Origin of the sequence: Pseudomonas sp. REST10 (assembly GCF_029542605.1) — a bacterium.
In the GTDB taxonomy this organism is placed as follows: Bacteria; Pseudomonadota; Gammaproteobacteria; order Pseudomonadales; family Pseudomonadaceae; genus Aquipseudomonas; species Aquipseudomonas khazarica.
In genome coordinates this window covers 2,834,221-2,847,680 of the sequence record NZ_CP035677.1, presented here as the reverse complement: position 1 = coordinate 2,847,680, position 13,460 = coordinate 2,834,221, and the positions used below count along the sequence as shown (strand labels likewise).

The window sequence follows — 13,460 nt, the reverse complement described above, 5'->3', positions numbered from 1 at the left end:
AACATTCATCCTAGAGCTTCTGCCGGGTTTACTCCGGCGCACAGGGCTGATTAGTATTGAGCGCTTGCAGAACGTTGAACCGTTGTACCAGAACAATAATTAATGAAGGGATCCTGGCTATGGATGAAGTCATAGGTCCAGCCGCTGGAAGCCTGCAGCGTTCGAAACTTTCGCCGCCCCAGGCATCCACCGAGTATCTGCTAAGACCCCAGGTGGAGGCTGCGCTGTCAGCCCATCCCCATGCCCGCCTCGTGCTTTTTTCCGCGCCTGCCGGCTTCGGCAAGACCACTGCCCTGATGGTGCTGGCCGAGCGACACCGCGAGGCTGGTGGTGCCGTGGCCTGGGTATCGCTGAGCGCCGATGATGACGACCCCGTGCGCTTCTTCCAGCAACTGATCGACGCGCTGGGGCGTGCCTTGCCGGGCCTGGGCGAGGATGCGCTGGGCTATCTGCGCAATACCATGCGCGTGCCGGTCGAGGCCGTGATGGAGAGCCTGCTGGCGGAAATGGCGCAGCGCAGCGAGCCGCTGCTGCTGGTGCTCGATGACCTGCACCTGCTCCAGGACCCGGAGCTGCTCGCCGCTCTCAACCGCCTGGCCAAGCTGGCGCCGGCGAGCTTCACCCTGGCCATCGGCAGTCGTTCGCAGCCGGCCCTGAGCCTGGCCACTCTGCGTGCCAAGGGCATGTTGCTGGAGTTCGGTGCCGACGAGCTGCGCCTCAACCCCGAGGAGGTGCGCAGCTATCTCGAGCGCAGCGGCCTACAGCTGGAGCCTGACGCACTCAAGGCCCTGTACAGCCACACCGAGGGCTGGATGGTGGGCGTGCACCTGGCCAGCCTGTGGCTCAGGCACCATCCGCAGCCCGCGCAGCGGATGGCGGAGCTGGGCGCCGACCAGACGGCGGTAGGCGACTACCTGCTGCGCTCGGTGTTCGAACAGTTGCCGCAGGCGCGGCAGGAGCAATTGCTGGCGCTGGGTATCGCTCAGCAGCTCAGCGGTGATCTGGCCAACGCCTTGTGCGGGCGTCAGGATGGCCAGCAGCTGCTGGAGGAACTGGAAGCCATGCAGCTGTTCCTCCTGCCGCTGGACCGTGAGCGGCAGTGGTACCGCTTCCACAACCTGTTCGCCGAATTTCTCCGCGCGCGTCTCAAGGAGCGCGATCCCGAACGCTTCAAACAGCTGCATTTCAACGCCAGCCTGTGGTTCACCAACCACCACATGCAGAACCTGGCCATCGAGCACGCCTGCCTCGCCGAGGATGCCGAGATGCTCGCGGCGTTGCTCGACGGCTGCGGCCTGGAGCTGATCAACCGTGGGCAGTTGAACCTGATCTACAAATGGCGCCAGCACGTACCGGACGACATCGCCCTGCGTTTCCCGGTGCTGGTGCTCGCGGATGTCTGGGTGCGGGCTGCCGAGCTGGGCTTGAACGAAGCCAATCGCATGCTCGACGAGCTGCTCGAGCGCTGGGGCGAGTCGCGCAGCAGCGGGCCGCTCAGCGACAAGTTGCTCGCGACCCTGGCGATCAAGGCGGTGATTGCCCTGCAGAAGGACGACCTGGATACCTGCGTCAGCCTGGCGCGTCGCATCGAGGCGCAGCTTGGTCAGCACACCGCCTTCCTCGAGGTGGCGATACTCACCGTCGGCGCGCTGGCCAACGTCATGCTTGGCCAGGCGGAGCAGGCGCGCAAGCTGCTGGCGCTGGCGCAGCAGCGCAACCACTTCCTCGAAGGCCGCTACCTGGACATGCAGCTGGCCAACGTGGAAATCCTGCTGTGTCTGGAACAGGGGCGGGTCAAGCAGGCGCAGCTGCTGTTCGACCAGTTGCGGGCGCGGATGATGCCCTGGTTCGGCGAGCGCTCGCGTGCGCTGGTTTTGCCGACCATCAGCGAATGCCTGATCGCCTACCAGCAGGGGCGCCTGGACGGCCTGCAGGATCGACTGCGCTGGGCGCTGGCGACCGTCGACGTGATCAATCCCATCGATCTCTACGCCCAGGCCATGCTCTGCCTGGCGCGGGTGCAACGTCTGCAGGATGCGCCCAAGGAAGCCAGCGCGACGCTGGTGCTGATGCAGAACCTCGCTGCGCGCAACAATTCCTGGCGCTTCTACGTGCAGGCGGTCGCCGACGAGATCGCGCTGACCCTGCAGGAGCCGACGGCCGACCGCAGCAAGCGCGCCGAGCAGCGCCTGAAGTCGGTCGACTGGAACAAGCTGGCCGCGCACTACACCCAGCGCAGTTTCAATCCGGTGCTCTGGGCGCTCGGCCTCAGCCGCATTCGTCTGCAGCAGGCACGCGGACACTTCAGCGAGGCCCTGCACGAGATCACCCAGTTGCGCAGCCAGTTGCAGAACGGTTGGCACGGTCTGCACCGCCTGCGCCTGGATCTGCTGGCGGCCCTGAGTTACCAGCGGCTCGGCTATCAGGAGCGTGCGCAGAGCCTGCTGGTGCAGTGCCTGATCGGCGCCGAGCGAGAAGAGGCGCGCAGCCTGTTCATCGAGGAGGGCGAGGCGATTCGCCAACTGCTCCAGCAGCTGGAGTCGGCCGAGCGCCAGCCAGCGCTGCAGGCTTTTATTCGCAGCCTGCTGTCCGCCTGGCCCGGGCAGGCGTCACGCCAGGCGCAGGACACGCTGGAGGAGGGACTGACCGAGCGTGAACGCGAGGTGGTCTGTCTGGCGGCCAAGGGCATGTCCAACGAGGAGATAGGTCAGCAGCTGTCCCTGGCCCTGGGGACGGTCAAATGGCACCTGCACAACATCTACGAAAAACTCAAGGTGCGTAACCGCACTCAAGCCATCCGTCGTGCTCGCGAGCTGAGTCTACTGGAATCATGAACAGCCATAATCCCGTGTGCCAGGTCAGTGTGCCGTTGCTGCGCACCAAGCTTTATCCGGTTCATGCCGAGGGTGCGCTGCTGCTGGAGCGCTCGGCATTGCTCGAGCGTCTGCTGGAGGCGCGCGAGCAGCGTCTGATCGTCCTCAGCGCTCCTGCCGGGTTCGGCAAGAGCACCGTGCTGAGCCAGCTGCGCGGTCGTCTGCAGCAGAATGGCGCGAAGGTCGCGTGGCTGTCCTGCGATGAAAGCGACAGTGAACCGGCGAGGTTCCTGCAGTATCTCGTGGCCGCCGTGCAGGCCGCCTGTCCCGGATTCGGCGGCAGCGCCTCTGCGTTGTTGCAGGGCGAGATCAGCTGGCCGTTGGAAGCGGTGATCGATGCCTTTCTCGATGACCTGAAGGCGCTGCGGGAAGACCTCTACCTGATGCTCGACGACTTCCACCGCATTCGTCATCCATCCCTTGGCCAGGGCTCGCGCTACCTGATCGAGCGCCTGCCCAGGCATGTGCGGCTGGTGGTCAGCACGCGCTATCAACCCCGTTTTCTCGAAGAGCCGCCATCGCTTGGCGCCTGGGCGTTTTGGCTCAAGGCGGAAGACCTGCGCCTGACCCGTGCGGAAACCGCCGCGTATTTCCGTGACATCAAGCGCCTTGCCCTGGAAGAGAGCGAGCTCAACCAGCTGTACGCCCGCACCGAAGGCTGGATCACCGCGCTGCATCTGGCGGCACTGGCCTTGCCACGGCAGCGTGATCGGGCAGCCTTTCTTGCCGGACTGTCGGGCGCCGAGCGCAACATCGCCGATTACCTGGCCGAGGACGTCGTCGCCAGCCTGCCGGAGCCCGTGCAGTTGTTTCTCGACCAGACCTCGGTGCTCGACGAGTTCAACGCGCCACTGTGCAATGCCCTGACGGGCCGCCAGGACGGCGCCGAGATGCTCCGTCGCCTGCAGGGCGAGCAGCTGTTCGTGATCCCGCTGGACGAGCAGGGCGAATGGTTCCGCTATCACCACCTGTTCGCCGAGTTCCTGCAGGGGCGCCTGGCCAAGCGCGGCGATCCCGCGCACCTGCTGCATGCGGCTGCGCGCTGGTGCGAAGGGCGTGACCTGGCCGACAAGTCGATCAAGTACGCCCTGCGCGCCCGTGACTACGGCTTTGCCGCCGAGCTGCTGGAGCGCCAGGGTGCGCGCCTGATCGCCGGCAACCGGGTCTACGGCATCCTCGCCATTCTCAAGGACATCCCTCCGGTGGTGATCGCCGAGCAGCCGGTGTTCCAGATCTTCTATGCCTGGCAGCTGGCCTTCGAGCAGAAGTTCGCCGAATCCGAGGCGTTGATCGAGGAGGTCAGCACGCGCCTGACCCAGGGCCGCGGCAAGGGCATGCACTTCGGCCTGATCGAGCTGCTGGCGGCTGCCCAGGTGCTCAAGGCGCTGGTGTTGCTGTATCAGGACAAGCTCGAAGCCTGCCTCAAGGTCGCCGGCCACTGGCTGGCCCTGGTGCCGCAGAACCAGCCGGTGTTCCGCGCCAGCCTGGCCTGCGTGCAGGCGGCGGCATTCGCGCTGCTGGGCGAGTTCGGCGAGGCGGCCAAGGCGATTGCCGTGGCCCGCGAGAATCTGCGTCAGTGCGAGAGCGAGTACCTGCACGTGATGGCCAGCCTGATCGAGGCGCTGATCTGCAAGGAATATGGCGAGCTGGAGCGCGGCAGGGCCCTCGCTGAAACCGCACGTGCCCGCGTGGAGCAGGTGTTCGGCCGCCGCAGTCGGGTCGGTGGTCCGCTGGGACTGGCCTATGCCGATCTGCTGTACGAGCAGGACCGGCATGGCGCGATCCTCGCCGAATTGCCGCTGGCCACGACCTGGCGCGACGTGGCGACACCGGTGGAGCTGATCAGTCGCGGCAAGCTGGTCATGGCGCGGGCACGCTTCTTCGCCGGGGCTGCCGAGCAGGGCCTGGAAGAGCTGGACGAATGGCTGGCGGGCTTGCAGGGGCCGGGCTATGAACGGGTGTTCGCCATCGGCATGGGCTGCAAGGTGCAGTTTCTCCTGTGGCTGCGCCGGCCCAACGAGGCGCAGCGCATCTATCTGCAGCTGGAGCGCCACCTGGCGGCGCTGCCCATCGAGCGTTACGGCGACGCGCACACCGCGCTGGCACTGAGTCAGGCGCGCCTGGCATTGAGCGACCGGCGCGTGGACAAGGCACAAGCCAGCCTGGAGGCCTGCCTGGCCAAACAGGGGGCCGAGCATCAGCGTGACCGGCGCTTGCGCCTGAGCCTGTTACTTTCTGTGGCGTACTGGCGCAAAGGTAACAGCGACAAGGCCTTCACCCTGCTGCGCGCGACCCTGGAAGAAGCCTGGCAATGCGGCTACCGCCGCCTGTTCCAGGACGACGCCATCTGGTTGCTGCCGCTCTGGGAAGCCTGGCACGAGGCCGAGCCGAAGCCGGCGGCGGCCTGGCAGGGCGTGGCCGAGATGCTTCGCGAGCAGTGTCGCCGGCTGTCTATCGACCCTGAAAGTTTCGAGGAAAATCAGGATGTTAGCCACCGCGAGCGGGAGATCTTGCGGCTCGTGGCCGCCGGCCTCTCCAACCGCGACATCGCCCAGGCGGTGCACCTGTCCGAGGCCACTATCAAATGGCATCTGCACAACCTGTTTTCCAAGTTGGGGGTACGCAGTCGTACCCAGGCCGTGCTCAAGGGCAAGAGCCTGGGATTGCTCAGTGAGGCATGAAGGGAATTAAGGATCGTCCTGCCTGCTCCATCCCTTGGATGGGCTGGCAGGGGCGGGGTGGGTTAGTAGCTTGTAGCCATCTCGGAGCGCCATGCGCTGCGTGAATCCAAACCTGGCGTACCTAGGGAAGCCGCGACAGGTCTGGTGATCGGCATGAGCCGATCAGGCTGCTCGTGACAGGACGTCACCGGCAGAGCCCGGGGACCCCCCATTTGAACTGTGGAGATAACAACAATGATGACCCTGAAAAAACTCGCTCTTGCCGCCGCCGTCATGGCTGTTCCGTTCATGGCCCAGGCCGACCTGAAAGCGCTGGATGACTCCGACCTGGCCGGCGTCACCGGTCAGGCTGGTATCAGCATCGCCGGTAACTTCGATGCCACCATCGGCTCGATCGTCTACACCGATACCGAAACCGGTGTCAGCGACGGCAGCAACAGCCTGAGCCTGAACACCGTCACCCTGTCCGGCTTCAACATCGACGAAGCCAACCCGCTGACCGTCGACGTGGTCGACAACAAGCTGGAAATCGGCCTGCCGGGCATCAACGGCGGTGTCGCCGTGGACGCCGTGAAGATCGGCAACGGCACCATTGGTGGCGTCGCCATCAACGGTCTCGACATGGCCGGCTCCACCGTCAAGATCTGGGGTCATTGATCCTCGCTTGAGCTGATCCGCAGGAGCTCTGCCGCTGTTCGCGGCCGGGCTCCTGTCTCGTTGTATGCAGTCGCGGATTGACCAATGATCGAAATTCTCGTGGGCAGCCTGATCGGTTTGTACGGTTTCACCGAGGCTGTCGACACCAAGCCGCAGCCAGCCGGGACGGTGAACATCACCCAGCCGCTGCTGCCCAATGGCCCGCTGCGCGAGTCGGTGGTGCTGGAGCCGATGAGTCAGTTGCAGTTTCGCAACGTGATTCGCCAGGCCTACGACTACAGCTGCGGCTCCGCGGCCCTGACCACGCTGCTCGACTACTTCCTGGGGCGCAACCTGGAAGAGCGCCAGGTGATGGAGGGGCTGCTGCATTTCGGCGAGGCGGAAAAGATCGTCGAGCGTCGCGGTTTTTCGTTGCTCGACATGAAGCGCTTCGTCACCGCCCTGGGCTACAAGAGCGGCGGTTTCCGGGCAGCGTTCGATGACCTTGCGCAGCTCGAACACCCGGCCATCGTGCCGATCGAGTACGCCGGCTTCAAACATTTCGTGGTGGTGCGTGATGTCTACAACGACCACGTGTTCATCGCCGACCCGGCGCTGGGCAACATCAGCTTCACCCGCGTGCGTTTCGAGGAGATATGGGATCAGAACGTCCTGTTCGTGATCTTTCCCAGTGGCAACGAGCCGGCCAACGCCATGGCGCTGACCGACCGTGACCTGCGCATCATCGATGACCGCACCATCAGCATGCTGGCTTTCCGCGAGTTTCCGCAGATGGCCAAGTTCACCACGAATCAGGCCGACCGCTTAGGGTCGGGAGGCGACATCCAGTACATTCGCCGCAAGTGATTCACCCGGCATAACAACAACGATCTGGGGATAGCGTCATGGGAGTTTGGGGGTACGCATGGCTGGCCATGCTGGCGCTTGCTGCTGCACAACCGGTCCTGGCCGAGGAGGCCACGGTCGACGATGCGCGTGATGCGCTGACCAAGAAGGATGATGACGCCGACAGCGCCAAGGCGCTGGAAGAGGTGTTCCAGGCCGCCGAGAAGAGCTACACGCTGCTCAAGAAGGGCGAGCGTACGCTGACCTACGGCTTCGACTACTCGTTGCTGCGCGATACGCAGATCCAGACCGTGCGCACCGGACAGAACGTCTACAGCGTGATCGGCCAGAGCGAGGCGCAGCACACCTTCACCAACTCCTTCACCTTCGACTACGGCGTCTGGGACAACCTCACCTTCAGCATGCGTGTGCCGTTCCTGGCCAAGTACGACACCGAACGCGATCTCAGCACCTACAGCCTTGGCGACGTCTCCGCCAGCCTGCGCTGGCAACCCTGGTCGTCCGAGCGCGGCCGGCCGGTCACCACCCTGTTCGCCACCCTCGGCCTGCCGACCGGGGACAGCCCCTACGACGTCAGCCTCGACGATGGCCTGGCCACCGGCAACGGTTACTACAGCCTGGGCGTCGGCGCCAACATGTCCTACGTGATCGACCCGGTGGTGCTGTTCGGGTCGCTGGGTTACACCTACAACCTGCCGATCCGCGATGCCGACCAGGTGCGTGGCGGCCGCCTGCTGGAAGAGGTCGAGCCCGGCTCCAGCCTGTCGCTGAGCATGGGCTTCGCCTACGCGCTGTCCTACGACGTCTCGCTGGCAACATCACTGCAGATGGCGCACAACCTGGCGCCGACGTTCAAGTTCAGCGACGTCACGCTGGAAGGGAACGAACAGACCAGTGCGGTGATGAACTTCTCGCTGGGCCTGCGCACCGCGCCGAACACCATCGTCAACGTCAATGCCGGTTTCGGCATGACCGAAGATTCGCCCGATGTCCTGCTCGGGATCTCCATGCCCCTTGATATCAAGGGCCTCAAGGCCGAGTAAGCAGCGAGCGAACCGGATATGAATCATCTTGCCAAGCTGCAGGCGCTGCTGCTGGTCGGGTTGGTCGCAGCTTGCGTCCTGCCCGCACAGGCGCAGTTGGCCAACAACCTGACCATCGGCAACCCCAAGGCCATGGCCATGGGCAACGCCGTGACCGCCGACTCCACCGGCATCGATGCCGTGCACTACAACCCGGCGGCCCTGAGCAAGCTCAAGGGTCGGCAGACGACGGTCAAGCTGCTCAGCGGGGTGATGGACATTCGCGCCAAGTTCGAGGCCCGCGAAGGCTATGGCTTCATGGGTTACGATGACGACCCGTTCAAGAACTCCAGCAGCCGCACGCTGACGCCTACCATGTACCTGCCCGGCGTCGGCGGGATGACCGAGCTGCCGCTCCTGGTGGCGCCGCTGGCGGGGTTGTCGATCAACCCGCCAGGCTCGAAGTTCACCTTCGCCACCAATGTCTACGCACCCATGGCGCTGGGCTATTCACGAGACTCGGACGATGATCCGGGCCGTTTCCAGGGGCGCCAGGTGTCGTTGCAGCGCATCACCTACTTCTCGCCGTCGCTGGCCTACCAGGTCAACGACGAGCTGTCCCTGGGCTTGTCCATCGGCTTCTCTCACCAGGCGGTGGCGCTCAACCAGGACTTCCGCAACCCCGGCATGCTCACCGGCCTGACCCGCATTCTCAACGAAGCGCTGTGCTTGCCCGGTCTGGGCGACATCGTCGGATCGATCATCAACGTCTGCAGTGGCAAGATCGGCCCGTTCGACTCGCTGGCCAATCTCGATCTCGACCTCGAACAGAGCCTGTCGCCGACCTACAACCTGGGCATTCTCTGGGAGCCGACCGACTGGTTCGCCTGGGGGGCGACCTACCAGAGCGAGGCGCGGATGAACCTCAAGGGCAAGTACCGCATCGACTACAGCGAGGACTGGGCGGGCTTCTGGTCGGGCCTGCAAGGCTCGCTGTTTGGCCAGATCCTCAGCCCGATCTTCCCTTATGGGGTCGACCAGGAGTCTGGCAACGCGTCCTTGAAACTGACCTATCCGGACGCCTTCAGCACCGGTATCAAGGTGCGCCCCTTCGACAAGTGGCAGTTCAACCTGGACCTGCGCTGGGTTGGCTATAGCGACTGGAACAACTTCGAGATCGAGTTCGACCGCGAGCTGGATCTGCTGCGCATCGCCAAGACCTTCGGCGGCGGTAACGCCACCAGTCGCAGCATCATTCTCGACCGTGGCTATCGTGACACCTGGAGCTGGGGCGTCGGTGTGCAGTACGACGTCAATGATCGCCTGGCCTTGCGCGCCGGCTACGAGTACCGCCCCTCGGCCATTCCCGAGAACAAGGCCGACGTGCTGGCGCCGGTCGGCGATGCCGATCTCTACGGCCTGGGTCTGGGGTACCGCTGGGACAAGGACAGCACCATCGATATCGGCTTCAACTACTTCGTTTCCAAGCAAAACATTCCGGCGGGCAGCAGTTGCAACGTCAGCTGCGAAGGCCTGGACAACCTGGTCTACAACCCCTACGCCGGGCTCAACGTGGAAACCACGGTCAAGGCCTACATCTTCTCCATGACCTATACCTCGAGGTTCTGAGACCATGCGCAGGCTCGCGTTCGCTCTGCTGCTCCTGCCCGTCGCCTGGCAGGCCGATGCCAGCAGCCGTTATCTGACCTGGGTCGACGAGCAGGGCCGGGTGCACAACACCTTCGTCGATACACGTTTCGCCGAGCAGCAACGTCAGGCGAGGCTGCATGCGGAAAAAAGCGACCAGGCCCGTCTGGGCGAGGGGGGCGCCTGGCCGGGGAGTGCGCCGAGCACCGGGGAGAGCAAGCGCCGCTATTTCACCTGGGTCGATGGCAATGGCCAGCTGCAGAACAGCTTCTATGCCGGTGCGCAGGTCGCTGGCGCGTCCGGGAACGACCACGTGCTGGCCAGTGGCGAGCGGGCAGGGGACTACATCGACTCGGAGGTGCTGGAAGGTCGTGGTTTCTCCCGGGGTACCTCCGACAGCCCTTACTACACCTGGGTCGACGAGCAGGGGCGCATGCACAACTCGTCCGTCCCGACGCGCTCTGGCCGGTCCGAGGCTGAGGCGCCCTCCAGCGTTCGTTACAGCGAAGGCCGGCAGATCGAGTTCGAGCGCGGAAAACCGGCGCTACCCATGCTCGACGGGCAACCGACCGCCGCCATGCAGGCGTTGCTCGCCGGCAGCCAGTCGCGTGGTGACGGGCTGTACAGTGAATTGTCGACACGCTGCTGTGGCCAGTTGCGCGACAGCGATTTCACCGTGCTTTCGGCCGAAGAGCCGCGTTACGAGGAGCTGGACCGCTTTTCGCCGAGCTTCGATTTTCCCATGGGACGCAGCTACTACGCGGCCTTGAAACTGCCGGCATCGCGGCGCAGTTATGGCTTGCGGGTGCGCAGTTTCGCCAATCGCCAGGTGGTCTATCCGTCACTGCTGTTTCTCGATGAGGCCAAGCAGCCGACCCGGCTGGTCAGCGATGCGGTGTATCAGCTGCACCCGGAAACCTGGTACCGCTACGCCTTCATCGAGGGGACGGTGCAGGTGCGTGCCGAGCGCGGCGAGCGCTACGTGCTGCTGATCACCACCGACGAGGACCGCAGCCTGCAGACGCTCGACAACAAGCCGTTCAAGCGCCCCTTGCAGGCGCTGGCGGTGGATGAGGCGGGTATGCAGCGTCATGCGCATGCCGATGAAGGGGCCTTCGAGCTGGCGATCATGCGCTAAGGGGATGTGTGGGAGGAGCTGCCCGCCATGCGTGGGCGGGCAGCAGCCTCCCTGCAAGGCAGGGAGGCTTGGGCGTCAGACTTCCTTGCTGACGACGCGGCCGAACAGGCCCTGGGAGAAGCGTACGCGTTCCTCGGCGTCTTCCTGCAGACCCTTGGCTTTCAGCTCTTCCAGGTGGGCCTCCACCGCGTGGGCGCGATGGGTCAGGCCGCAGTCGTTGGCGATCTGGATGTTCAGGCCCGGGCGGGCGTTGAGTTCGAGGATCAACGGCCCCTTGTCCTGGTCCAGGACCATGTCCACGCCGATGTAGCCCAGGCCGCAGAGCTCGTAGCAGCCGGCGGCGAGCTTCATGAAGCCATCCCAGTTCGGCAGTTGCACGCCATCCACCGCGTTGGTGGTGTCCGGGTGCTTGCTGATCTTGTTGTTCAGCCAGGTGCCGCGCAGGGTGACGCCGGTGGCCAGGTCGACACCGACGCCGATGGCGCCCTGGTGCAGGTTGGCCTTGCCGCTGGACTGCCGTGTTGGCAGGCGCAGCATCGCCATCACCGGGTAGCCCATCAGCACGATGATGCGGATGTCCGGTACGCCCTCATAGCTGATGCTCTTGAAGATGGTGTCCGGGGTCACGCGGTACTCGATCAGTGCGCGATCACGGTGGCCACCGAGCGAGTACAGCCCGGAGAGAATGCTGGAAATCTGCTGTTCCAGCTCCTCATGGCTGACGATCTTGCCGGAGACGGTCTTGAAGCGATCCTCGAAGCGGTCCGCGATCACCATGATGCCGTCACCGCCAGCGCCCTGCGCCGGCTTGATGACGAAGTCGTTGCGCCCGGCGATGATCTGGTCGAGCTTGTCGATGCCTTTCTCGGTATCGATGATGCCGTACAGCTCCGGTACATCGATACCGGCCTCGATGGCGCGTTCCTTGGTGATGATCTTGTCGTCGACGATGGGGTACAGGTGCCGTTTGTTGTACTTCAGCACGTAGTCCGCATTGCGTCGGTTGATGCCCATGATGCCTTTGGCTTCAAGGGCCTTCCACGTCTTGATCAGGCCGAACATGGTCTTAGTCCTTGAGGAAGGCTTTGAAACGGAACAGTTCGGTCAGGCGGTAGCCGCGGTAACGACCCATCGCCAGCATGAAGCCCACCAGGATCAGCAGGATCGCCGGGAAGGTGAACACGAAGTACACCAGCTCCGGAACCATCATCAGCAGGTGTGCGACGGTGGCGGCGAACAGGGTACCGATGGCGACCTTGAAGGCATGGCCGCCGCCGCGCTCTTCCCAGGTGATCGACAGGCGTTCGATGGTCATGGTCAGGATCACCATCGGGAACAGGGCGACGGACAGGCCGCGCTCCAGGCCCAGCTTGTGGCTGAACAGGCTGATGGCCGCGATCAGCACCACCACGAAGGTCAGCACCACCGACAGGCGTGGCAGCATCTGCAGCTTCAAGTGTTCCAGGTAGGAGCGCAACGACAGGCCGAGCGCCGTGATCACGGTGAACAGGAAGATGCCGAAGCCCAGCTGGGTTTCGCGGAAGGCCAGGGCGATCAGCACCGGGGTGAAGGTCCCCAGGGTCTGCAGGCCACCCAGGTTGCGCAGGATGAGGATCACCAGTACGCCGATCGGGATCATGACCATGATCATGAAGGTCTGCTGGGTCTGCAGGGGCAGGCCGTACAGCGAGTACTCGAGGAAGCTGGCGTCGGTGTTCTCGTCGGTCAGCTTGGCCAGGCGGATGGCATTCATCTCGCTGTTGTTCAGGCTGAAGCTGACCTGGGCCTGACGACCCCCTTCGAGGTTGACCAGCTCTTCGTCACCGATCCACCAGACCAGGCGATCGGCAGGCAGACCCTGCTCGCCGGATTCGGGATTGAAGTACAGCCATTTCTGGCCATTGAAGCTGCGCAGCCACAGCTCGGGCGACTGGGCGACCTCGGCCTGCAGGCGAATGGTGTGCACGCGCTCCATCGGCACGTGGGCGATGGACAGCAGCAGCTCGACGACCTTGGCCTTGTTGACGGTGGACGCGTCGCCGCCGAGCAGCAGCTTGACGTTGTCGTCGTTGGCGTTGTTGACGCGCTTGATGGTCTCGCTGATGAAGGTCTCGACATCCGCGGAATGCTGGCGGATCGGCGCGAGCAGCGCTTCTGCGGCGATCTTCTCCGGGCCCTCCACGGCAATGCTGTCACGGAAGATTGGCCCCTTGGCAGGCGCCTGCTCGCCGCTGTAACGCTTGGTCAGCACCAGGCGGTAGTAGAGGGTCTGCTTGCCGTTGGCGCGGCGGGCCGACCAGGTGACGCGGCGATTGCCGTCGACACGGTTGACGCTGACGCCATAGTTGTTGGAGATGAAACTCTCGTTGAGGCTCACGTAATCCTGGTTCAGCGGCGGTACGAACATCTGCAGCTTGACCGGCTCACGCGGGCTGGCCTGAAACTCGACCTTGGCGTCGATGTTCCACAGATCGTCGGTCTCGTCCTCGGTCACCGGGATGCCGAGAATGAAGATTTGGTATGCCGTAATCAGAACGCCCAGGGTCACCAGCAGGGTGATCAGGACTTTCAGATGCAGGTTCAGAGAGCGCATGGG

At 64.2% G+C, this 13,460-nt stretch carries 9 protein-coding genes; 7 read left to right on the top strand and 2 right to left on the bottom strand.

The features are described 5' to 3' along the window. Positions 1–119 precede the first annotated feature (119 nt). From EWH21_RS13460 to EWH21_RS13430, 7 genes are all read left to right on the top strand, one after another. The gene (locus EWH21_RS13460; RefSeq protein WP_277698551.1) at positions 120–2,834 is read left to right on the top strand and encodes a LuxR C-terminal-related transcriptional regulator; all 2,715 of its coding nucleotides are present in this window, start codon (positions 120–122) and stop codon (positions 2,832–2,834) included. Continuing rightward, a complete protein-coding gene (locus EWH21_RS13455) occupies positions 2,831–5,554 on the top strand; it encodes a LuxR C-terminal-related transcriptional regulator (protein WP_277698550.1) in 2,724 nt (907 codons plus the stop codon). The genes EWH21_RS13460 and EWH21_RS13455 overlap by 4 nt, the downstream gene beginning before the upstream one ends. Before the next feature lie 234 nt (positions 5,555–5,788). After that, positions 5,789–6,211, top strand: a complete 423-nt coding sequence (locus tag EWH21_RS13450) for a DUF6160 family protein (RefSeq protein ID WP_277698549.1) — start codon at positions 5,789–5,791, stop codon at positions 6,209–6,211. Between the two features lie 84 nt (positions 6,212–6,295). Beyond that, the gene (locus tag EWH21_RS13445; protein ID WP_037047722.1) at positions 6,296–7,057 is read left to right on the top strand and encodes a C39 family peptidase; all 762 of its coding nucleotides are present in this window, start codon (positions 6,296–6,298) and stop codon (positions 7,055–7,057) included. Positions 7,058–7,125: 68 nt separating this feature from the next. Next, complete coding sequence (locus tag EWH21_RS13440) at positions 7,126–8,100, top strand: transporter (RefSeq protein ID WP_256662951.1); 975 nt, start codon at positions 7,126–7,128, stop codon at positions 8,098–8,100. Between the two features lie 18 nt (positions 8,101–8,118). Further along, positions 8,119–9,708, top strand: coding sequence for an outer membrane protein transport protein (locus EWH21_RS13435; RefSeq protein ID WP_152488798.1), 1,590 nt, complete (start codon positions 8,119–8,121; stop codon positions 9,706–9,708). A gap of 4 nt (positions 9,709–9,712) precedes the next feature. Then, positions 9,713–10,864: a MalM family protein gene (locus EWH21_RS13430; protein ID WP_277698548.1), complete on the top strand. Its 1,152-nt coding sequence runs from the start codon at positions 9,713–9,715 to the stop codon at positions 10,862–10,864. Positions 10,865–10,939: 75 nt separating this feature from the next. Here the strand turns inward: EWH21_RS13430 and EWH21_RS13425 are convergent, their stop codons facing one another. Continuing rightward, positions 10,940–11,926 carry an alpha-L-glutamate ligase-like protein gene (locus EWH21_RS13425; protein ID WP_277698547.1) on the bottom strand — a complete coding sequence of 329 codons (987 nt, stop codon included), beginning with the start codon at positions 11,924–11,926 and terminating at the stop codon, positions 10,940–10,942. Between the two features lie 4 nt (positions 11,927–11,930). Then, positions 11,931–13,457 (bottom strand): inactive transglutaminase family protein, encoded by a 1,527-nt coding sequence (locus tag EWH21_RS13420; protein ID WP_037047708.1) that lies wholly within the window; start codon positions 13,455–13,457, stop codon positions 11,931–11,933. Positions 13,458–13,460 lie beyond the last annotated feature (3 nt).

What these genes read in the sequence shown, in the direction of transcription:
- EWH21_RS13460 (WP_277698551.1), top strand. Translation starts at nt 120, where the DNA reads ATGGATGAAGTCATAGGTCCAGCCGCTGGAAGCCTGCAGCGTTCGAAA.
- EWH21_RS13455 (WP_277698550.1), top strand. Translation starts at nt 2,831, where the DNA reads ATGAACAGCCATAATCCCGTGTGCCAGGTCAGTGTGCCGTTGCTGCGC.
- EWH21_RS13450 (WP_277698549.1), top strand. Translation starts at nt 5,789, where the DNA reads ATGATGACCCTGAAAAAACTCGCTCTTGCCGCCGCCGTCATGGCTGTT.
- EWH21_RS13445 (WP_037047722.1), top strand. Translation starts at nt 6,296, where the DNA reads ATGATCGAAATTCTCGTGGGCAGCCTGATCGGTTTGTACGGTTTCACC.
- EWH21_RS13440 (WP_256662951.1), top strand. Translation starts at nt 7,126, where the DNA reads ATGCTGGCGCTTGCTGCTGCACAACCGGTCCTGGCCGAGGAGGCCACG.
- EWH21_RS13435 (WP_152488798.1), top strand. Translation starts at nt 8,119, where the DNA reads ATGAATCATCTTGCCAAGCTGCAGGCGCTGCTGCTGGTCGGGTTGGTC.
- EWH21_RS13430 (WP_277698548.1), top strand. Translation starts at nt 9,713, where the DNA reads ATGCGCAGGCTCGCGTTCGCTCTGCTGCTCCTGCCCGTCGCCTGGCAG.
- EWH21_RS13425 (WP_277698547.1), bottom strand. Translation starts at nt 11,926, where the DNA reads ATGTTCGGCCTGATCAAGACGTGGAAGGCCCTTGAAGCCAAAGGCATC.
- EWH21_RS13420 (WP_037047708.1), bottom strand. Translation starts at nt 13,457, where the DNA reads ATGCGCTCTCTGAACCTGCATCTGAAAGTCCTGATCACCCTGCTGGTG.